The sequence below is a fragment of the Aquimarina sp. genome (assembly GCF_977115655.1).
In genome coordinates this window covers 19238-41816 of sequence record NZ_CDSBKO010000054.1, presented here as the reverse complement: position 1 = coordinate 41816, position 22579 = coordinate 19238, and the positions used below count along the sequence as shown (strand labels likewise).

Below are 22579 nucleotides of genomic sequence, written 5' to 3'. Positions count from 1 at the left end.
TTGGTCTAACAACTCTAAGAACCGTAAACGACCAGTTACGGGGTTCTTGCTTTTTACTTTATAGAACATATTAAGGTATAAGGAGATAGTAAATATTTTTTAGGTTGTATATCCAAAAAAGGAATCAGGATATCCATTTTTGTAGTATCTCCCACAAAAAAGATAAGTTGTACCCCAAAATTTGTAGTATGAACAGCAAATCTGCCTATCCCACGCGGTAATGAAGCGGGTATACCTGCAACCGCAAGTGGATACACTGACAAAGCTGCATGAAGCTCCCGGTTTTGAAGTACCCTACCCCTGTTAAGCAAGTGGGTGAACTGACAAAGTTACCGCGAGCTTTAACAGTTGTAGTACCCCGGGGTACTTATCAAGTGGGCAGGGGTACTTGTATAAGTGGGTCTGGCTTATATAAAAAACAAAAGTTACAAAGGCTATCCAAAGAATTTATAAATAAACCGCTCCTTTTTGTAAAGCGTATAAGCCAGAAGTAAGTTTTTTGTTTCAGAATCCCATAATTATAGATTTTGGATCAAATCCGGAATAATAAAACAGGTGTGTTTACCTCAAAAGACCTTCTGTTTGGTCAAAAAGACGAAAATTTTGACCTCAAAAACAGAAAATTCAACACAGCAGGTCGAAATTTTAACCCCGAGGGTTCAAATTTTAAGGTCTTGGGTTAAAAATTCAACTCCCCTGATTGCATTTTTGATTCTCGTTGTTAAACGCTTCGTCAAAAAGACGCGTCACTTGGTCTATTGGGTTAAACGGTCTGCCTTGCGGGTTAAACGTTTAACTCTGTAAGTCAAATTTTTAACCTTCAGGGTTAAAAATTTAACCAATGATTTAAAACACAAGAGTATTTGCCATAGAACTATATATCGGTTTTGCTTTGCATAAAATATCCTCTCTTGCAAACATATAAAAACAAAAAACCCTCTTAATCAAAGATTAAGAGGGTTAAGTACTGAAGGCGGGACTTGAACCCGCACGGCCTAATGGCCATTGGATTTTAAGTCCAACGTGTCTACCGATTCCACCACTTCAGCTTGGTATGTTTTTTTCTTAGAGCGAAAAACGGGATTCGAACCCGCGACCTCCACCTTGGCAAGGTGGCGCTCTACCAACTGAGCTATTTTCGCATACTATAGAAAACAGCTTTTAGAGATAAAAACGTTTTATTACGTTCAAAGGTCTTCTGCCAAAACTCTGAGAAGCTATTTTTCGTTATGTTTAATGAACTTTGCAATTCCTCATTGCGGATGCAAATTTAATACAATTATAGTAATACCAAAGTCTTTTTTGAAAAAAGAATAAAAAAAATTACATTTGAGAAGCTTTCTTCCTGGTTAACATACGTTTAATCTCGTTAAGCTTCATCAATGCTTCTACCGGAGTAAGCGTATCTATGTCAATTCCTAGTATTTCTTCTTTAATTTCTTCTAACAAGGGGTCATTTAAATTAAAAAAACTTAATTGTAATTCATCTTCCTCTTGCACTTCCTTAATTTTATCGGTAAGCTCTTCACTACTATGGGATTTTTCGAGCTTTTTAAGCATCTTATTTGCTCTGTTCAATACTTGTTGGGGCATTCCTGCCATTTTTGCTACATGAATACCAAAACTATGTTCGCTACCTCCGGGAACCAGTTTACGTAAAAAAAGCACGGTATCTTTTAATTCTTTAATAGATACATTATAATTTTTAATCCTCCCAAAGGTTTCACACATTTCATTTAATTCGTGATAATGCGTAGCAAATAATGTTTTTGGTCTTGCAGGGTGTTCGTGTAAAAACTCACTAATTGCCCATGCAATAGATATCCCGTCATAAGTACTTGTTCCTCTGCCTATCTCATCTAACAATACCAGACTACGGTTTGATATATTGTTAAGAATACTTGCTGTTTCATTCATTTCTACCATAAATGTAGATTCACCCATAGAAATATTATCGCTGGCTCCTACTCTGGTAAATATTTTATCTACCAACCCTATTCTTGCTTCTTCGGCCGGAACAAAACAACCCATTTGCGCCAATAGTACAATTAAAGCTGTTTGCCTTAATATTGCTGATTTACCACTCATATTCGGACCGGTAATCATAATTATTTGTTGTGTATCTCTATCTAATCTTACATCATTTGCAATATATTGTTCACCGGGAGGGAGTTGTTTTTCTATTACGGGATGACGCCCATTTTTTATTTCGAGATTATAAGATTCATCTATCAAAGGCCGCACATATTGGTTTTCTGTAGCTAACCGGGCAAAAGAGCATAAACAATCTAATTGCCCTATCAAAGTAGCATTAAGCTGCACTGGTTGTATATACTCATGCATCCAGATTACTAAATCGGCAAATAGTTGTTGTTCGAGAGCCAGGATTTTTTCTTCTGCCCCAAGAATTTTACTTTCATACTCTTTAAGTTCTTCGGTAATATAACGTTCTGCACTTACCAAAGTTTGTTTACGAATCCAGGTATCCGGAACCTTATCTTTATGTGTGTTGCGAACCTCTATATAATACCCGAATACATTGTTTGATGCTATTTTTAAAGAAGTAATCCCTGTATTTTTTGTTTCTCTTTCCAGCATTTTATCCAGGTAATCCTTTCCTGAAAAAGCAATAGATCGCAACTCGTCCAATTCTTCCAGATACCCGTTTGCAATAGCATTTCCTTTTATAATATTTACCGGGGCTTCTTCATTTAAAGTTTCTTTGATTTTATTACGAAGCAACTCGCAATCATGAAGGGTATCTCCTATTACTTTTAAGGCATCATTATTGCTGTTAGATGCTTGTATTTTTATAGGTACAATAGCTTCTAAAGAATTTTTAAGCTGAATAACTTCTCTTGGATTAACTTTTCCGGTAGCTATTTTAGAAATCAATCGTTCTATATCACCAATCTGCTTGATTTGATGCCTGATTTTTTGATGTAGTGTTACATTGTCCAAAAAAAACTGTACAACTTCATGTCGTTTTGTAATAGCAGAAATATTTTTAAGAGGTAATGCCAACCACCTTTTTAAGGTACGCCCCCCCATTGGAGAAATCGTTTTATCTATAATATCTAAAAGAGTTACTGCATTAGCAGCATTAGCGTGGTATAATTCAAGATTTCGAATCGTAAAACGATCCATCCAAATATATTGATCTTCGGCAATACGCTGTATTATGGTTATGTGCTGTAATTTATGATGCTGTGTTTCATTAAGATAATGCAGGATTACTCCTGCTGCAATAACCCCTTCCTGCAAATGGTCTATCCCAAAACCTTTTAATGTTTTTGTACCAAAATGTTTGTTTACTGTTTCGTCTGCATAATCTGTTTTAAAAGCCCAGTCTTCTATAAAAAAAGTGTGAAAATCATGTCCAAAATCTTCTTCAAAATGCTTCTTTTTGGGTTTAGAAATCAGCACCTCACTGGGATTAAAGTTTTGTAACAGCTTATCTATATGTGCAATATCACCTTGTGCTGTCAAAAACTCTCCTGTAGAAACATCCAAAAAAGCAATCCCTAATTCTTTTTTTCCATAATGTAAAGCACATAAAAAATTGTTGGTTTTACTTTGTAAAACCTCATCATTAAGGGCTACTCCGGGGGTAACCAATTCTGTTACCCCTCTTTTTACTATAGTTTTGGTTTGTTTTGGATCTTCTAACTGGTCGCAAATAGCAACCCTCTCTCCTGCTTTAACCAGTTTTGGCAAATAAGTATTTAAAGAGTGATGCGGAAACCCTGCCAATGCGGTTTCATTTTCACTTCCATTTCCTCTTTTGGTCAAAACGATATTTAAAATAGCTGCTGCTTTAATCGCATCTTTTCCAAAAGTTTCATAAAAATCTCCTACTCTAAACAATAGCAAAGCATCAGGATATTTTGCTTTGATAGCATTGTACTGTTTCATTAATGGAGTTACCTTTTTATCGTCTTTTGCTGCCAATGAAGTATAATTTTGTGAATCCCGCTAAAGTAGTTATTCTTCTATTTTTTTTAAAATATCCTATTGAGTAGTTATTCATTTTTATTCACAATCGTATTTGAATTAAAAAATGAAAGAATGATCTAACGAATAAATGATATTTTTGCAACGATGAAAAACAACAGAAAACTAAAAAACAGCGAACTCGACCGTAAAACGGTAGAAGAGTTTAAAGCTTCCCAAAAAACGCCATTAATTATTATTTTGGATAACATTAGAAGTTTAAACAACATTGGATCTGTGTTTAGAACTGCAGATGCTTTTTTGATTGAAAAAATATATCTGTGTGGGATCACTGCTACCCCTCCTCATAAAGATATTCAAAAAACGGCACTAGGTGCCACAGATACTGTAGATTGGGAACATAAAAAAGATACTTTACAATTAGTCCGGGATCTTAAATCTCAAGATATAAAAGTTGTATCTGTTGAGCAAGCAGAAAATGCAATCTTACTACATAATTTTACTCCAGAATCCAATCAAAAATATGCTGTTATTTTTGGCAACGAAGTCAAAGGGGTGCAACAACAAGTTGTTTCAGAAAGTGATAGTGTTATAGAAATTCCTCAGTACGGGAGTAAACATTCTTTAAACATATCGGTTAGCAGTGGTATTGTAATTTGGGATTTATTTAATAAATTATAAAAACAACTATCTCAAAAAACACTAAAGCCAGATACTCTTCTTCTGGCTTATCAGCAACCTTGACATTCCTAACCATTCACACTACTTTTTTTTATAAAAATATATTCAACTAGGGGATAACCTTATTTTATACGTCTTAATTATGTAAACACTATTATTTTAATTATAACTACAAGGCTATGCAAACTCAAGGCACTCTATCCCAAAAACAGAAATTTCTTTTTCTTGATCCAAGTATTTTCAGACACTACTGTTTTTCAATATAATACTAATATGGGGTAATTTTTAGCTATATCTGTGACAATGAATGTTACTTTTAAGGCAAAGCCCAATAAGTTAAATTCTTTGTCAAGGAAACAAATTTTATAATCACTTCATCTTAATTATTAAAACCAAACTTATGAAATCAAAGAAAAATACTTTTCTTTTTATCCCTTTTTTATTGTTTTCTATGTGTATTAATGCACAAAACAGTAATGACCGTGAGAGTATAAAAAGCCAGAGTAATATACAAGCTCTTTTAGAAATTGCTACAAAATCTAAAAACCAGTTTAATTCTCAAAAAGCTAAATTTAAAAATACTATTCCCCAAATGGTAACTAGCCAAGATGGAAGACTTGGAGTTTTATTTTCTTTTACCGATAAGGGAGAACCTGTATATGCGTATGATGATAATACAGATGCTGCTATTACAGGGCGAACAGACAAAATATGGGCAGGAGGATCTTCCGGACTTAATCTTACCGGAGCAGGAATAGAAATTGGGGTATGGGAGAGTGGTTATGCCAGACCTACCCATAAAGAGTTTGGTGGTCGCGCTTCTAATGGGGGAGATGGCGGATCTCCTAGCAGTCATGGAACCCATACGGGAGGCACCTTGATTGCTGCAGGTGTTGACCCTGCTGCCAGAGGAATGGCATCCGGAGCTACTATAAAAAATTACACCGCATCAGGAATGGTATCTGAAGCTGCTGCATTTGCTGCTGCTGGTGGTATATTGGCAAATAACTCCAACACTCCTTCTGGTACTTCTGGTGTTTATGATGCCAATGCTCGTGACATGGATGATGTTACCTATAATGCTCCTTTCTATTTACATTGTAAATCTGCAGGAAATAACGGCAGCCCTTACAACACTATACATGGTAATCAATTAGCAAAAAACCTGTTTGTAGTAGCCAACTCAAACGATGTTCTTAACTACACAGGTCCATCTTCGGTAACTATGGCTAATTCGAGTTCTTACGGCCCCCCTAATGACTGGAGAATTAAACCCGATATCACCAATAATGGTGTCGGAGTATACTCATCAGACTTTGGTAGTGATACAAGCTATAGTACTAAAACCGGTACTTCTATGTCTACTCCTGCTACCACAGGAACTATTGCTTTATTACAAGAGCATTATAAAAACCTGAATGGGGCATACATGAGAGCTGCTACGGCTAAGGCATTAATAATAAATACCGCAGATGAAGTTGGGGCAAACGATGGCCCCGATTTTAGAAGTGGCTGGGGATTGATAAATGCCGAAAAAGCAGCTGAGGTAATAAGCAACAATGGAAATTCTTCTTTTATGAATGAATTAACATTAAACAATGGCGGAACTTATACAAAGACCATTGTTTCTGATGGAACAACCCCCTTGGCATTAGTTATTGCCTGGAACGATCCCGCAGGAGCTGTAGGTTCGGGAAATAATCCGGTTTTAGTTAATGACTTAGATGTTCGCGTATCCAGAAACAATGACATTTATTCTCCCTGGATTATGGTTCCCAACGGAAGTTTTAATAATTACACAGATCCTGCTCAAAGAGGTGACAATTTTAGAGATAATGTAGAAAAAATAGATGCCGTTTTAGCCGCAGGAACTTATACTGTAACGGTAACCCACAAAGGCACTTTAACCAATGGGGGGCAAGATTTCTCTTTAGTAATAAATGGCATTGTCTCTAATTCTGACTCACAAGCACCCAGCGCTCCTGCTAATCTTACTTCATCAAACACAACTACTAACAGTACAACACTTTCCTGGACAGCATCTACAGATAATGTTGGTGTTACAGGATACGAAGTATTTCAGGGAGCTACCAGTATAGGTAAAACAGCTACTACCAGTTTTAATGTAACAGGATTATCCCCCGATATCGGATACAGTTTTACGGTAAAAGCAAAAGATGCAGCAGGCAATGTTTCTGCAAACAGCAATGTGGTTAATGTTACTACATTAACTCCAAATCCAGACACACAAGCACCAACAATACCCACAAATTTAATTACCTCTAACATAACTCAAACTACGGTAGATTTATCCTGGACAGCTTCTACAGATAACGTAGGAGTGACTGGATATGAGATATTTCGTGGCACTACCAGTATCGGCACATCAGCTACTACCAGTTTTACCGTAACAGGTCTTACTGCAGAAACCAACTATAGCTTTACGGTAAAAGCAAAAGATGCAGCAGGAAATATATCTGCAAATAGTACGGCTGTTAGTATTACTACATTAGGAACTCCTGCCTGTGCAGGTATCAATAGTTACCCGTATAGCGAAAGTTTTGAAACTAACCTTGGGGTTTGGACCAATGCTACTGGTGATGATATCGACTGGACAAGAGACTCCGGGGGAACACCCTCTAGCGGCACGGGACCTGCTACAGGGCAAGATGGATCTTTTTATTTATATACCGAAGCTTCTACCAATGTAACCCCTGCGGGAAGCCCTAATAAAATTGCATTGTTAAACAGTCCTTGTATTGATCTTAGCAGTGTGCCCGACGCATCCCTGGATTTTGGATATCACATGCAGGGTACTGCCATGGGATCTTTGCAAGTATTGGTAAGTACCGATAACGGAGTAAGCTATACTTCTATCTGGTCACAAAACGGAAGTCAGGGAAATGACTGGAACCAAGCCAGTGTTGCACTTACCGCTTATGCTGGTTCTGTAATCCAGTTACAGTTTAAAGCTACTACAGGATCAGGATGGAGCAGCGATATTGCTATTGACAATATCAAGATTGTTTCTGTTACCCCCGATACACAAGCACCAACCATACCAACAAACCTGTCTGCTTCTGGCATAACCCAAACTACGGCAGACCTTAGTTGGAATGCCTCTACAGATAACGTAGGAGTGATTGAATATGAGATATTTCGTGGCACTACCAGTATCGGCACATCTGCTACAACAAGTTTTACCGTAACAGGTCTTACTGCCGAAACCAACTATAGCTTTACGGTAAAAGCAAAAGATGCAGCAGGTAATGTATCTGCAAACAGTACCGCGGTTACTGTTACTACATCAGGTACTCCTGCCTGTGCAGGCATCAATAGTTACCCGTATAGCGAAAGTTTTGAAACTAACCTTGGGGTTTGGACCAATGCTACCGGTGATGATATCGACTGGACAAGAGACTCCGGGGGAACACCCTCTAGTGGCACGGGACCTGCTACAGGGCAAGATGGATCTTTTTATTTATACACCGAAGCTTCTACCAATGTAACCCCTGCGGGAAGCCCTAATAAAACTGCATTGTTAAACAGTCCTTGTATTGATCTTAGCAGTGTACCCGACGCATCCCTGGATTTTGGATACCACATGCAGGGTACTGCAATGGGATCTTTACAAATACTGGTAAGCACCGATAACGGAGCAAGCTATACCTCTGTATGGTCACAAAACGGAAGTCAGGGAAATGCCTGGAACCAAGCCAGTGTTGCACTTACTGCTTATACTGGCTCTGTAATCCTGTTGCAATTTAAAGCTACTACAGGGTCAGGATGGAGTAGTGATATTGCTATTGACAATGTTAAGATTATTTCTGTTGCTTCTACTACCAGAAATACTACTATGGATACGGAAGACAACCATGCTAAAGATAGCCTAAGTATGTATCCCAATCCTATAGAATCTGGTGTATTACATGTTAAATATGTAAACTATGCAGAAGCACACAGTTCTGAAGCTATAATCAGGGATATGTTTGGGCGTGAAGTTGACAAAATTGTTCTAAACTCTAAAATAGTTAAACACCCTATTGACAACTTAAATGCCGGAGTTTATTTTATAGTAGTCAAAACAAAAAAAGGAGAAGTAAGTAAAAAGTTTATTAAAAAATAGGAATACTCCCCTTTTAGTTTTTTGGTTTTTTTTCATAAGAGGCTGTCCAATTTTCGGGCAGCCTTTTTTATTCAAACACACTTTATTGAACGGGTATCAGCTACAATAAAGCTTAGTATCATTCACTTAAGTTAAGAAACAGAGCTTAGTTTTTTCATTTTTTAAGAATCCTTGCATTTTGATATATAAGCAGTGTTTTTTTATACTTGTCTCCAACATTTTTGTATTGAGCAAACAAAGTGGTGCTTACCCCAGGCACTGGCCGTGCATGATAGCCCCCATACGACTCTTGTTGTACAAGTCTACATACTTAGTTGAAATATTCAATATACCTGTGACAGGGTTAAATATGAAAGTATATTTATCTAAAAACGTCTTATAAAAAACTCATAATCAGGCTTGCTCTGTAGCATCGGCAGTATAGGAAATATTTTGCAAGTCTTTTCTGAAAAACAATTTGTTTATTAGATTTAAACCAGGACGATCCGCTACCATTACAAATAAAGGGATCAAAGCATGCGGTAGTCTTATTAGCACCTCCCAGGTCCATTGACTAAAAGTATTTCCTAAGAAGTCCACATGAAAATGCCCTACCAAACGTGCTATAGCGGTAAGTCCTCCCCAAATAAATGCATACACCAGAGCTGCATAAGAAATCCTGGGGATAAAAATAGCTATTGCGATTACAAAATCGAGTATCCCTGCTATTTTAAGAAGTAAGTGTGCACTTGGTTCGTTCATAGGCAATGAATTTAACGTCATATCTATAAAACTACCCGGTCTTGGATAGTATCCCACAGCATACAATCCATGGCAACTAAAGGTTAATGCAATTGCAATTAGCGCAATCAAACGTATTTTTTTAAACTCAACAGTAGTAAATAAAACTAAGTATAATAATACCGGGCTTAAAAACTGAATAGTATATTCAAAAAACTGTCCTACATGAAAAAATTTTTCTTTGCAATATAAAAGTGCCAGAACAAAAAGACCAATACTTCCTCCTATTAAAAAGAGTTTGCCCAACCTTTTCATGTTTGGTTTTATAAGTAACGTAGCAATAGCACACATAAGGTAAAATACCCCTATTGTTTTTATAGAAAATGAAATTGTGCTTGCTGCAGAAAGACTGGTTACATACTCATTCCAGGATACTCCAAAAATATTTTCAATTACACCTTTCAGGATGCCTTCATCCCATAAAAAGGCTCGATATGGAGCATCCCAAACAATGTGTTGATAAGCTCTGCCTATAAAAATTAAAAAGGTGGATAGCTTTAATATTGTTATTAATTGTCGTTCTGAGTTAGAAGATTGTGCCATGGAGTTTGTGTGTTTAATTAATAGCATTAAAAATAAGGAAAAAAAGCCTTTTATTAGTCCTTAACCATCTATAAAACAGGTTAAAAATCATGTTAACAAGAAACGCATCTATCCAAAAACTAGTTTGTTTATATATTATTTTATAAGCAATACATAAATTTTAATTTATAGACCTAAATTATTGTGCTATTTTTTCAACAATAGATATAAAATCAGACCTATTTGCCATAAAATCCATTTCTGATACATCTATAACTCTTACATTAAATTCTGATTGAGATTTTATAAATTGCAGATATCCTTTATTAATTTTATCCAGATACTCCGCAGGTATTTTTTGTTCATAGTCTCTCCCTCTCTTTTTTATATTTTGCAAAAGGCGTTCTGTATTTTGATATAGATACACATACATACCTGGTTTTGCTAAATTTTTGTACATAAGATCAAAAACTTTCTTGTACAACATAAATTCATCGGATTGTAAAGTAACTTTAGCAAAAATCAAAGATTTAAACACATCATAGTCACTCACTACAAAATCTTTGAATAAATCAAATTGCGCTATATCTTCTTGTAACCTTTGATAACGATCTGCAAGAAAAGACATTTCTAAAGGAAAAGCATAACGCTCCATATCTTCATAAAACTTTGGCAAAAACGGGTTATCTGCAAAACGTTCCAGAATAAGTTTTGCATTAAATTCTTTAGCGATTAACTGTGCCAAACTTGTCTTGCCGGCACCTATATTCCCCTCTATGGTAAGATACTGAAATCGGGATAAGTTATAAGCATCTTTAGGAAATACCACTCTATCTTTAAGTCGTGTTATTTTTGAATTATCCGAAGTAGTCTCTAATAATCTTTTTACGGTTTGTTTCCGTTTTGGATGTACTACATCTCCTGCTATATCTACCAATGGCTCTAATACAAATTTTCGATCTTGCATTGCTGGATGAGGTAACATAAGCTTTTCAGTTGTTATAATTCCTTCTGAAGAAAAAATAATATCCAAATCGATTGTTCTTGCCTGATATCCATTACTATCTGTTCTTTTACGTCCTAATGTCTTTTCAATTTTTAATAAAATATCTAATACCTCAATTCCTGACATATTAGTCTGTATTGCAATACAAATATTATAAAAATCGTGACTATTAAACCCCCATGCGGGTGTTTGATATACACTGGATATTGAAACTACATCTCCAATCATTTTATATATTTCGTTAACTGCTTTTTGAATGAAATCTAAACGATTTCCTATATTACTCCCTAATGAAATATGTATAAGATTGGGTGTTTTCAAGATTGGAAAATTTATATTTTGACAAGAACTACTTAATTTTAAGAGCAAATTAAACAAAACAAAACCACTTCACCTTATTTTTGTATGAACTATTATTAACTATTATTTTGGTCAAAACTACTCTATCCCTTAAAGACAAACGCACTGCTTATAAAATATATCTTATTCTGGGTGCCCTTTTTATATCCTCATTAGTGGTATCTAACTTAATATTTCAGAAATTCTTTTATTGGGATTTTTTTGGACTATATACTTTTGAAATTTCTGTTGGCATCTTACCATACCCTATTACTTTTTTGATTACAGATATTATAAGTGAGGTTTTTGGAAAAAGAAAAGCTAACCAAGTTGTTACTGCTGGTATTTTTGCCTCATTCTTTGGGTTACTTATTGTTTATGTTTCTTCTATAGTCCCTGCAACTACATGGTCTCCTATAAACGACCAACTATTTAATCAGGTTTTTGGCGCTACTGCAATTGCTGTACTAGCTTCGATGATGGCATATCTTTTTGCTCAGTATATTGATATTCAGGTTTTTCATTTCTGGAAACGAATTACCAAAGGAAAACATCTATGGTTACGAAATAATTTTTCCACTTTTTCTTCTCAGTTTATAGATACTTTAACTGTTCTTTTATTATTATGTTCTTTTGGGATATTACACTGGGATCGTTTTGGAATATTACTACTAAATGGTTTTTTATTTAAGGTCTTAGTAGCTGCTTTGGACACCCCTGTTTTATACCTGTGTGTGTACCTAATAAGAAAACGATTTCAATTAAAACAAGGAGAAGAATTAGCCCTAGAAATTTAAAACCTAACAAATAGTTAACTTAAAAAATGTAACACCTATCTTTGTATATCGTTACTTTATCTTAAAATTATTTTATGATGAAATAAACAGAATTAATAAATTTGAAATCACCTGCAACTATTTGTATAAAGTATAGACAGACCATCCTAAACACAAGTTTTATTATTTAAAAAACAATATATAAACAGATGAAAAAAGCCCTCAAAATTCTTGGTATTTTTATATTAATACTTATTATAGCTATTATTTCTATCCCGTTTTTGTTTAAAGGTACCATACAGGATAAAGTACGCTACCTTGTAAATGAACATGTAAATGCAAAAGTAGATTTCGCAAACATAGACATTAGTCTTATCAGAAGTTTTCCTCAGGCATCTGTAGTTATTGATAATTTTTCTGTAATAAACCATGCTCCTTTTGAAGGAGATACGTTAGCATATTCAAAAAGAATTGCTCTGGATATGTCTGTAAAAGAATTGTTTAAAAGTGCATCTGAACCTATTAGTGTAAAAAAAATAATCATTGACGAGGCCAATATTGCTATCAAAACAGATTCTTTGGGAAATTCTAATATAGATATTGCCAAAAAACAAGACATTAAAGATACACCACAAGAAAAAGACAATGGAGGCTCTTTTAGTTTTGCTTTAGATCATTATGAAATAAATAACAGTAAAATATTATTTAAAGATGATGTAAGTAAAACTATATTATCTATGACAGAGCTTAATCATAGTGGAGATGGGTCTGTATCTGGAGAAAAAATAATTTTAGATACAAAAACTAATACCGAAGCATCGTTTAGCCTTGATAACACTAAGTACCTAAATAAAAACAAACTGCAGCTTGATGCTCAAATAGAATTGGATCTTAAAAATCAAAAATATTCTTTCAAAGAAAACAAAGCATTAATTAATCGATTACCACTCGAATTTTCGGGATACGTTCAATTGTTCGAAAAATATACAGATGTAGATCTAAGTTTTAAAACACCATCGTCTGATTTCAAGAATTTTTTGGCAGTGATTCCCGAAGCGTATGTTAAAAATCTGGATGGAATACAAACCAGCGGAGACTTTTTAATTGATGGTATTATTAAAGGAAAATCTGATGATACCTATATCCCAAAAATGGATATTAAAATTGTTTCCAACAATGCTTCTTTTCAATATCCCGATTTACCCAAAGGAGTTAAAAATATTAATATAAATACGCAAATCAAGAACGATACCGGATTAGCAGATGACACCTATGTTAATATCGATAACTTAACTTTTAAAATAGATCAGGATTCCTTTGCAGCAAAGGGTAGCTTAAAAAACCTTACAAAAAACATGATAGTAGACATGATGTTAAAAGGTACATTAAATTTGGCGAACTTAAATCAGGCATATCCTTTGCAACTTGAAGAAAAGCTAAACGGTATTGTTAAAGCAGATGTAAAAACCAATTTTGATATGCAATCTTTAGAAAAAGAACAGTATCAAAACATAAAAAGCTCAGGAACAGCCAGCATATCTCAATTTGCATACACTTCTGCCGATACCCCAAATGAAATAAAAATAGAAAGTGCTAATGTGAGTTTTAATCCTGAAACTATCACATTAGACAAAATGCAGGCAACCACAGGCCGATCAGACCTTAATGCCACAGGAACTATACAAAACTTAATGGGCTTTTTATTTGCTAAACAAGATTTAAAAGGAAATTTTGATGTTAATTCTAATGTTTTTGCAGTAGATGATTTTATGGTTAGTGAAGAAGAACCTGAAGACAAAGTAGCAAGCTCTGATACAAAAAAAACTACCGAAGATGAAACTATGCGTATTCCTTCATTTTTGGATGCCACTCTAAATTTTAATTCTAAAAAGGTATACTATGACAATCTGGAATTAGAAAACACAAAAGGAACTGTAAAAATAAAAGAGGAAACCGCTTTTTTAGAAAATGTAAGCTCTAATATCTTTGATGGTGGTATTGCACTTAACGGTAATGTTTCTACCAAAAACAAAGTGCCCACTTTTGATATGGCTTTGGATTTAAGTAAAATAGATATCGTAAAATCTTTTAATAATCTGGATTTAATAAAAAACCTTGCTCCTATTGCAAAAGCACTTACAGGTAACCTTAATACTACCGTAAAATTAAATGGTAACTTAAATGAGAACCTTATCCCTGTTTTAACTTCATTAAAAGGAGAAGCCCTTGCCGAAATCCTAAACGCACAAGTTTCTACTACTAAAACCCCGTTTTTATCCAAACTGGATAACCAACTTAACTTTATAGACATAGATCAGTTAAACCTAAAAGCGATCAAAACCAATCTAAGTTTTAATGACGGAAAAGTAAATGTGAAACCTTTTGAATTTGATGTAAAAGGAATAAAGATTACTGCCGGAGGTGAGCATGGATTTGATCAAAATATGAATTATACTGTCAAACTTGACGTTCCTGCCAAATATTTAGGAAATGACGTAGGAAACCTGATGTCCCAACTTGATGAAAAAGAAGCCAGTGCAATGACTGTGGGTATACCAATAGGTATTTCTGGTAATTTTACCAACCCAAAAATAGACTTAAATCCGGGGCAGGCAATAAAGCAGCTCACCCAACAAATAGTAGAAAAGAAAAAAGAGAAAGTTAAAGGGGAAATAAAAGATAAAGGCACAGAAATCCTATCGGATTTACTGGGGTCCAAAAAAGAAAAAGACTCTGCTAAAACAAATACCGAAGAAACCCTAAAAAATACTGCAAAAGATATTCTTGGTGGTTTTTTTGGCAAAAAGAAGAAAAAGGACTCTACCAAAACAAACAACAACTAAAACGTATTTATAATTGTTTGTTTAACATAACCCAAAACCCCTCTTTATAGTATAAAGAGGGGTTTTGGGTTATTATTATCTATCACAATAAATTTGGTAAAACCAGGTTAACAATTTAGTAATATATCAACTACAATAAAACTATACATATAATCATAATTTTAACCTCAATATTAAATCCCCCTAATTATGAAATTAAATAATATTATATTGGTTGTTTGTTGTTCTCTTTGTTTCATGTCTTTTTCACAAACAAAGATTGACGACAATCAAATGGCCTGGACCACAGGATGGACAAGTTTTGATCCTAATAACAAAGAATACCCTGAACCAGAAGAAATACTCCCTAATATTATTGATCGTGATTTATATCTTAAAAATGATATAACCTATTTAATGTCCGGAAATGTATATGTAATTAACAATGCTACTTTAACGATACAAGAAGGCACAATTATAAGATGTGATGTAAAAAACGAAACCAGTTTGATTGTTACAAAAGGGGCAAGATTAATTGCAAATGGAACAAAAGGATCTCCAATAGTATTTACTTCAAATAACCCTAAAAAAACCAGAAAATCCGGAGATTGGGGAGGTGTTATTATTGCAGGGTCGGGAAAAATTAACTCGCCTGCTGTTTCTAAAGTTATAGAAGGAAATTTTTTGCCACAATATTCATTATATGGTGGAGTAGACGAAAATGAGCTAACAACAATAATGACTTATGTAAGAATTGAATTTGCCGGAAAAAAAATTAATCAATCCAAAGAATTAAATGGGCTATCCCTTTATGCCCTGGGAAATAAATCTATCCTGAACAACATTATGATAAGTTTTTCTTCAGATGATTCTTTTGAGTGTTATGGGGGAAATGCAAATATGCATAATCTTATTTCTTATAAAGCAAAAGACGATGATTATGATTTTACTTTGGGATACAAGGGAGAGCTGGATAATATTTTGGCTATAAGGCATCCGTATATAAGTGACACAAGTGGTTCTTTTGCTATTGAGGCAGATGGCTATGACAAAAGCGAAGGATTTCTTATTCCAGAATCTTTATCCAACATACATATTAAAAATGCCACCTTAATAAACTTATCTGATCAAAGTAACTATATGCATACTACTGCTGCCATTTCTTCTAAAAACCTGGCCAATATTAGCATCATCGATTCTCAAATATCCGGATTTGCTAATGTTGTTAAATTTGACAAAACGTACCAATCTTATTCTGATCTTCAAAAATATTTTTCTTTAGAAAATAGTATTTTCAATGTTCACAGCACCTCCGTTATAACAAAACACGAGTCTAAAATAAACGGAGATCATATACTTAAATACAATATGTATACAAACAACTTCAGAAATGCAGATGATTTATTTACAGATCCGTTTAATGAACAAAATCCGAAATTCACATTAAAAGAATCTGAGAATTATACTGTAATGCAATAAGTTTAAACCTTTTTAATAAAATTATTTGATAATGAAATTACTTGGTACACTTTTCTTTTCTCTTTTTTTAATAAGCATTAGTTCTGCCCAAAGCAAAAAAAATGTATTCTTTGATCAAAAAAAATTAATTAACAAATTTCATACAATAGATGAACTGGAGGATTTAAAAAAAGGGGATTTAATACAACTTTATACCGAAAGAATTAATGAAATTACTATTGTTCTACCTTATTTGGCTTTAACAAATGAAGCAGGGGTTAAATTATCAGATATTGGTATCAAAGAAAGTTCGGACCATTTAAAATCACTTGATAAGCACCATGCTATAATTACTAATGCACTTGAAAACACAAAAAATATTATTTCAGAATTTATACCTTATGCCGATACAGAAAATATAGTTTGGTCTATTTTGTATTTTGAAGAGGTTATCAAAAAGATTAGAATAGGTACCAACGGAAATTTTTAAATTTTCTTCACAAATTTAATTACGATTGGATCATTTAAATAAAAAAATCAGCTATTCTGCATAGTTGATTTTTTTTATTTAACCCGGGTAATCCGGGTTAAAGTATGATGTACAAAAACAAAAATATTTTTCACAAAGTGTATTTCGTCGGTTTTATTTTGTTTTTGACAAGTATTTTGAGCGCCAATTTCCTTGTAAACCAACGTAAAAACAGCAGGGAAAACACCCCTTTTTTTTATAAAAAAACTCAGGACCACCAAACTGTTTACAGAAGCAGAAAAAAATAACCACAAAACATAATACCTTAAATTTCAATTGTTTAAAAAAATAAAATGTAGGAATTTTACTTATAATATTATATTAATTTAATCAAAAATATCGACAAACGTATAAAGTTTACGGTAAAAACGTAACCAACTTTATCAAAAGTATTTTATCTTAGTAACTCCAGAATTGGCAGAAAGAAATTTCCTCCAAAAGAGTTTAACCCCAAAATAAACTACTATCATGAAAAGATGTTCTCTACTAACAGCTTTTATTTTATTACTAATATTTAATTCTGCCCCAGCTACTGCTCAGGATTTTAATGAAAACAATGACAGATGGCTTAAAGGATGGACAGATTTTGCTCCTAACAACACTGGTTATCCAGAAGCTGAAGAGAAATTGCCTAATATAATCTCAAATCACACATACTTAAGAAACGATATTGTTTATTCAATATCTGGAAATGTATATGTAACCAATGGAGCCTCCCTAACCATACAAGAAGGCACTATAATACGATGTGACTATGAAAATCCGGCAAATCTTATAATAACCAAAGGATCAAAGCTAATAGCTGCAGGATCCAAAGCGTATCCCATTGTTTTTACGTCTAGCAAGGCATCCAGGTCCAGAAATAGTGGAGATTGGGGAGGTATCATAATTGCAGGATCAGGAAAAGTAAATACCGTATCCGGAAGTGGTATAATAGAGGGTAGTTTTGACCCTGTTTATTCTGTATATGGAGGAAATCAAATAGACGAAGAAACTACTATATTGAGATATGTAAGAATCGAATTTTCTGGTAATGTTTCAAAAAACGGAATAGGATCTAATGGATTATCATTATATGGCATAGGAACTTCTTCTATCATAGAAGACATAATGGTAAGTTATTCTGGAAACGACTCTTATAATATTCGTGGAGGAAAAAACAATATAAGTAAATTAATTTCTTTTAAAGCACAAGGAGATGATTACCAAATATCTGAAGGTTTTAAAGGCAACCTAAACAATGTGCTTGCTATTAGACATCCATACATAAACAGCCCCCAGGGATCACATGCTATTAAATTAGATGGTTTTAATGTAGATACAGGACTCCTAAAACCAGGTGCAGTAACCGACGTTACCATAACCAATGCCAATCTTATCAATCTATCCGACAAAACTAACTATCAACATACAACAGCAGCTATATCAGCCTCTAACTCTGCTATTACTTATATACACAATTCTAAAATATCCGGTTTCTCTGATGTAGTAAAATTTGACCAGTCGTATACATCTTTGGCCATAATCCAAAAAGCTTTTATGATGGACAATAGTTTTTTTAATATCCATGGCAAAGGTATTGACTCCAACAATCAAACAATTAATGGAACTTTGGATATTTTAAAATATAATAGATTTACAGAAAAATTTGTAAGCGTTAATGATTTATTTAGAGATCCTAATAGTATTATTGCCCCAAAATTTCAATTAAAACGATCTTTAAACAATTATATGGTAATGCAATAAATTTCAATTCTGGTTATATAAAATCAATTTTAACCCAAATAGCACACTACAAACATTATGTCAAAAATATTAATCCATTTTATATTCATCCTTTTTATTACTATAAGTCCGATATTTGCCCAGGAAGCAACAGATGCTATATTTTTTACACAAAGAGACCAAATAAATAAATTTCACACGATCAATGAGTTACAAGACTTAAAAAAAGGAGATTTGGTAAAACTATATCAAGACAGGGTCGAAGAAATAATGATTATACTCCCCTTTTTATCATTGGTTAATGAACCGGGAGTTAGATTAAATGACATCGGCATTAAAGAAGATTCAAGGCATGTTAAAATACTTAGAAACAATACCCAGTCTACTCAAAAAAGTTTAGAAACAACAAAACAAACTATAGAAGAACTAGTACCGTATGCTGATACTGAAAAAATTATTTGGACCATTCTTTATTTTGAAGAAGTGATTAAGAAAATGAGAATAGGAATTAATGGCAACTTTTAAGAAAATAATTTGTAAGTGTTTAATATTATATTTACTTAGGGTTAGGGGCAACAATTGTTGCTCCTGTTTTTTTATCTTAAGTATTTGTTGTAAGATTATTTTATTTGCCACTACTAAGTGTTTATGACATCATTACTATTATATCTTTTGGCAGGTATTTTTGTATCTATTACAGGAGCATTACCCTTGGGGGCAGTTAATATAGCAGTTATTAACACCTCTGTAAAAGAAAATATCAAAAAAGCATCTTATATAATATTTGCAGCAGGTACAGGAGAGTTATTTCTAGCTCTTTTTGCTTTGAATTTTAGCAAAGAGCTGTCTGCCTTTTTTCAAGATAACCAATGGATACAAATCACTTTTAGTATATTTTTTTTGAGTCTTGGAATCTACTTTATACTCTTTAAAAACCAAAAACAGAAATATAAAAACACTTTAAAAACCAAACTCCCTGATTCAAAACTAATAACAGGGTTTTTATTGGCTATATTAAATCCACCTGTAATTCTTTACTGGATTCTATCCATTTCTATAGTCAATAAATATATTTTTGAACTTACCCCCAAAATCCCATTACTTTTTCTTCTTCTTTTTTTCTTTGGCATCTATTTGGGCAAAACAGGGACTTTATTTTTTTATGGCCGGTGGGGAAACAAAATGGTGCAACAAAAAGGAGTATCAAAATCAAAAATTTTCAGAGTTATAGGAATCGTATTAGTTGCTATTTCTATTTTTCAAAGTATTAAATTATTTATAGAACTCATCTTTACTTTTTCTATTTCCTAAAAAATGGCTGAAATTCACCCATATTTCGTTACTTTTCTTGCCCATAGCACTGCTATAGCTTTCAAAAAGTGCCTCATCTGGTCGAATTTCAACTCATTTTCGGTTAAAAACAAAAAGCCAAGATGAGTTCATAGATTAAATACTCCTGCTATGTGTAAAATACTGTTTTTTTGAATATTTATACAAGTATTTTCATACCATCTATCCTATATTTGTTGGCTAGTTTAATAAAATATATTGTATTGTGACTACAGATAACCTCAATTCTAAATTAAGAATATCAAAAGAAGAAATGCAACAATATGGATACAAAATCATCGATCATATTGTAAATCATTTTGAAACTCAAAACACAAAAAAACCAGTGACATTTGCTTCCAGAGAAGAAATGGATTCTATATTTACAGAAAACATTCCTGAAGAACCTACGCCAGCAAATGAAGTTTTGGATTTTGTAATGAATACTATTATACCAAACAGCAATATTGTATCACACCCAAAATCCTATTCGTTTGTACCAGGGCCAAGCAACTATATAAGTGTTATGGCAGACACCATCGCCACTGGGTTTAATATATTTTCTGGAGGGTGGGCAGCTTCTCCTGCTGCCGCAGAATTAGAAATAATAGTAATGAATTGGTTACTTAAAATTTTTGGGTTTCCTACAAAAAAAGGAGGGGGCATATTTACCAGTGGCGGGTCTATGGCAAACCTTACAGCACTTGTAACAGCCCGAAGGATAAAATGCGGGGATGATTTTTCAAAAGCAATAATTTATCTGTCAGATCAGGCACATTCTTCAAACATTAAAGCTATAAAAGTAATTGGTTTTAAAAAAGAACAAATTAGGATCATCCCAACAGATATAGAATTTAAAGTCGCTTTGAACAAATTAAAAAATGTGATCGCAAAGGATCGTCTTGAAGGCCTGATACCTTTTTGTTTTATAGCTTCTGCAGGAACTACAAATACAGGAACAATAGATCCTTTAAACGAAATTGCAGATATATGTGAGAAAGAAAACTTATGGATGCATGTAGATGGTGCTTATGGAGGGGCTGCAATTTTATCGAACAAAGGAAAACAGCTTCTAAAAGGTATTGAACGAGCAGACTCACTAACCGTAGATCCCCACAAATGGTTTTATCAGCCCTACGAAATAGGCTGTTTATTAATCAAAGATCATAACTGGTTAAGTAGTACTTTTAGTGAAAAACCAGAATATTTAAGAGATATTGAAGGAAATGAATCTGAAATTAATTTTTATGACCACGGTATCCAGTTGACACGTCGTTTTCGTGCATTAAAGTTTTACATGTCTATAAAAACATTTGGGTTAAAATCCTTCAAAAAAGCAATACAATACAATATAGACCTTGCCGAGCAAACAGAAGAAATTTTAAGAAACAGTATCTATTGGGAAATTACCTCTCCGGCAACGCTGGCTATAATTAATTTTAGATATAATCCTATTGGGCAAAACTTATCTGAAAAAGAACTCGATCATATTAACCAAAATATTTCCAAAAAAATAGTTGCTTCAAGAGAAGCTTTATTGGTAACCACCATTTTACAAGGTCAGACTGTATTAAGAATGTGCCTTATAAACCCCAGAACAACTATTGATGATATAAAAAGCACATTACAACAATGTGAGCAATATGGAAAAGAAGAAATAGAACTAATTCAAAAAAATGCTGTTTAAGAAATCTTCAAATTAACCACATACCCTTCATTATTTCTAACATTAAAGACTGTATTGTCTTCAAAAATAAGATATTGTCCTTTTATACCTTTAAGAACACCAGTAAACTCTGGTGTTTTTTCCAGGTTAAGGCTTTTTAATTTATCCGGGTATCGCAACACCGGAAAATGAAGTTCTGTTTCTTTTCCATTTTCTATAAAATACTCCTTTACTTCCTCTGGCAAAAAACTCTTCAATTTATTTTTAAATTCGATCAGGTTTTCATCTACTATTTCATTTTTGAGCATAGTCCTCCAATTCGTTTTGTCTGCCACCTTTTCTTTTAGGGCAACCTCGGTAATACCTGCCAAATAGCGGTTAGGAACTTCTACAATCTCTATTGCTTCATGAGCTCCCTGATCTATCCATCTGGTAGGTATTTGTGATTTTCGGGTTACCCCAACTTTTACATTGCTCGAATTGGCCAAATAAACAATATGTGGCTGAAGTTGCGCTTTTTTTTCAAACTCAATATCTCTATCCTCGATCCCCAAATGAGCAGTACTTAGCTCTGGATGCATTACCCAACCCCCTACTTGTGGTTGATTATAAAAATCATCATAACAATATCCTTGCCTGAATATCTTTTTATTTTCTCCACAACCAAGACATTGGTATTTTACAAATTCAATATGGATTTTTTTATCCAGTAATTGATTCATATTAATAAAATCTGATTCAAAAATTAGATAATATTGAATAGGATCTCTTAATTCTGTCTGCATTTTTGTAAGCACTCCTGTATATTGCATAAAAATCTTGTTATATAACTATAGTATAAGAAGAATGTAATTATTTTTATTATT

15 protein-coding genes and 2 tRNA genes are annotated in these 22579 nt (G+C 33.5%); 10 read left to right on the top strand and 7 right to left on the bottom strand.

Going from position 1 to position 22579, the window contains the following annotated elements:
- Positions 1–53 precede the first annotated feature (53 nt).
- The 4 genes from ACZIYX_RS18755 to mutS form a co-directional block, all read right to left on the bottom strand.
- A complete protein-coding gene (locus ACZIYX_RS18755; protein ID WP_462683792.1) occupies positions 54–257 on the bottom strand; it encodes a hypothetical protein in 204 nt (67 codons plus the stop codon).
- A 708-nt stretch (positions 258–965) separates the two neighbouring features.
- Positions 966–1049, bottom strand: a tRNA-Leu gene (locus ACZIYX_RS18750).
- Positions 1050–1069: 20 nt separating this feature from the next.
- Positions 1070–1142: transfer RNA gene (locus tag ACZIYX_RS18745), tRNA-Gly, on the bottom strand.
- Between the two features lie 181 nt (positions 1143–1323).
- Positions 1324–3915, bottom strand: coding sequence for a DNA mismatch repair protein MutS (gene mutS, locus ACZIYX_RS18740; protein WP_462683794.1), 2592 nt, complete (start codon positions 3913–3915; stop codon positions 1324–1326).
- A 186-nt stretch (positions 3916–4101) separates the two neighbouring features.
- Between mutS and ACZIYX_RS18735 the strand changes: the two genes are divergently transcribed.
- The gene (locus tag ACZIYX_RS18735) at positions 4102–4635 is read left to right on the top strand and encodes an RNA methyltransferase (RefSeq protein ID WP_462683791.1); all 534 of its coding nucleotides are present in this window, start codon (positions 4102–4104) and stop codon (positions 4633–4635) included.
- A 400-nt stretch (positions 4636–5035) separates the two neighbouring features.
- Positions 5036–8761, top strand: a complete 3726-nt coding sequence (locus ACZIYX_RS18730) for a fibronectin type III domain-containing protein (protein WP_462683790.1) — start codon at positions 5036–5038, stop codon at positions 8759–8761.
- Between the two features lie 393 nt (positions 8762–9154).
- Here ACZIYX_RS18730 and ACZIYX_RS18725 read toward each other — a convergent pair whose 3' ends face one another.
- On the bottom strand, positions 9155–10084 hold the full coding sequence (locus tag ACZIYX_RS18725; RefSeq protein WP_462683789.1) for a hypothetical protein: 930 nt from the start codon (positions 10082–10084) through the stop codon (positions 9155–9157).
- 178 nt (positions 10085–10262) lie between these two features.
- The gene (folK, locus tag ACZIYX_RS18720) at positions 10263–11390 is read right to left on the bottom strand and encodes a 2-amino-4-hydroxy-6-hydroxymethyldihydropteridine diphosphokinase (RefSeq protein WP_462683788.1); all 1128 of its coding nucleotides are present in this window, start codon (positions 11388–11390) and stop codon (positions 10263–10265) included.
- Positions 11391–11470: 80 nt separating this feature from the next.
- On the opposite strand from folK, the gene ACZIYX_RS18715 reads away from it, so the two are divergent.
- From ACZIYX_RS18715 to ACZIYX_RS18680, 8 genes are all read left to right on the top strand, one after another.
- Complete coding sequence (locus ACZIYX_RS18715; RefSeq protein ID WP_462683787.1) at positions 11471–12205, top strand: queuosine precursor transporter; 735 nt, start codon at positions 11471–11473, stop codon at positions 12203–12205.
- 188 nt (positions 12206–12393) lie between these two features.
- The gene (locus ACZIYX_RS18710) at positions 12394–15027 is read left to right on the top strand and encodes an AsmA family protein (protein WP_462683786.1); all 2634 of its coding nucleotides are present in this window, start codon (positions 12394–12396) and stop codon (positions 15025–15027) included.
- A 189-nt stretch (positions 15028–15216) separates the two neighbouring features.
- Positions 15217–16485: a hypothetical protein gene (locus ACZIYX_RS18705; protein ID WP_462683785.1), complete on the top strand. Its 1269-nt coding sequence runs from the start codon at positions 15217–15219 to the stop codon at positions 16483–16485.
- A gap of 31 nt (positions 16486–16516) precedes the next feature.
- Complete coding sequence (locus tag ACZIYX_RS18700) at positions 16517–16954, top strand: hypothetical protein (RefSeq protein WP_462683784.1); 438 nt, start codon at positions 16517–16519, stop codon at positions 16952–16954.
- 507 nt (positions 16955–17461) lie between these two features.
- Positions 17462–18739, top strand: a complete 1278-nt coding sequence (locus ACZIYX_RS18695; RefSeq protein ID WP_462683783.1) for a hypothetical protein — start codon at positions 17462–17464, stop codon at positions 18737–18739.
- Between the two features lie 57 nt (positions 18740–18796).
- Positions 18797–19243 carry a hypothetical protein gene (locus tag ACZIYX_RS18690; RefSeq protein WP_462683782.1) on the top strand — a complete coding sequence of 149 codons (447 nt, stop codon included), beginning with the start codon at positions 18797–18799 and terminating at the stop codon, positions 19241–19243.
- A gap of 123 nt (positions 19244–19366) precedes the next feature.
- Complete coding sequence (locus ACZIYX_RS18685) at positions 19367–20029, top strand: LysE family transporter (protein ID WP_462683781.1); 663 nt, start codon at positions 19367–19369, stop codon at positions 20027–20029.
- Positions 20030–20321: 292 nt separating this feature from the next.
- Positions 20322–21734 (top strand): pyridoxal phosphate-dependent decarboxylase family protein, encoded by a 1413-nt coding sequence (locus ACZIYX_RS18680; RefSeq protein ID WP_462683793.1) that lies wholly within the window; start codon positions 20322–20324, stop codon positions 21732–21734.
- Here the strand turns inward: ACZIYX_RS18680 and ACZIYX_RS18675 are convergent.
- Positions 21731–22525, bottom strand: coding sequence for a DUF2797 domain-containing protein (locus ACZIYX_RS18675; RefSeq protein ID WP_462683780.1), 795 nt, complete (start codon positions 22523–22525; stop codon positions 21731–21733). The two genes, ACZIYX_RS18680 and ACZIYX_RS18675, sit on opposite strands and share 4 nt — an antisense overlap.
- Positions 22526–22579: the final 54 nt, after the last annotated feature.

What these genes read in the sequence shown, in the direction of transcription:
- mutS (WP_462683794.1), bottom strand. Translation starts at nt 3,915, where the DNA reads ATGAAACAGTACAATGCTATCAAAGCAAAATATCCTGATGCTTTGCTA.
- ACZIYX_RS18735 (WP_462683791.1), top strand. Translation starts at nt 4,102, where the DNA reads ATGAAAAACAACAGAAAACTAAAAAACAGCGAACTCGACCGTAAAACG.
- ACZIYX_RS18730 (WP_462683790.1), top strand. Translation starts at nt 5,036, where the DNA reads ATGAAATCAAAGAAAAATACTTTTCTTTTTATCCCTTTTTTATTGTTT.
- ACZIYX_RS18725 (WP_462683789.1), bottom strand. Translation starts at nt 10,084, where the DNA reads ATGGCACAATCTTCTAACTCAGAACGACAATTAATAACAATATTAAAG.
- ACZIYX_RS18710 (WP_462683786.1), top strand. Translation starts at nt 12,394, where the DNA reads ATGAAAAAAGCCCTCAAAATTCTTGGTATTTTTATATTAATACTTATT.
- ACZIYX_RS18705 (WP_462683785.1), top strand. Translation starts at nt 15,217, where the DNA reads ATGAAATTAAATAATATTATATTGGTTGTTTGTTGTTCTCTTTGTTTC.
- ACZIYX_RS18700 (WP_462683784.1), top strand. Translation starts at nt 16,517, where the DNA reads ATGAAATTACTTGGTACACTTTTCTTTTCTCTTTTTTTAATAAGCATT.
- ACZIYX_RS18695 (WP_462683783.1), top strand. Translation starts at nt 17,462, where the DNA reads ATGAAAAGATGTTCTCTACTAACAGCTTTTATTTTATTACTAATATTT.
- ACZIYX_RS18690 (WP_462683782.1), top strand. Translation starts at nt 18,797, where the DNA reads ATGTCAAAAATATTAATCCATTTTATATTCATCCTTTTTATTACTATA.
- ACZIYX_RS18685 (WP_462683781.1), top strand. Translation starts at nt 19,367, where the DNA reads ATGACATCATTACTATTATATCTTTTGGCAGGTATTTTTGTATCTATT.
- ACZIYX_RS18680 (WP_462683793.1), top strand. Translation starts at nt 20,322, where the DNA reads ATGCAACAATATGGATACAAAATCATCGATCATATTGTAAATCATTTT.
- ACZIYX_RS18675 (WP_462683780.1), bottom strand. Translation starts at nt 22,525, where the DNA reads ATGCAATATACAGGAGTGCTTACAAAAATGCAGACAGAATTAAGAGAT.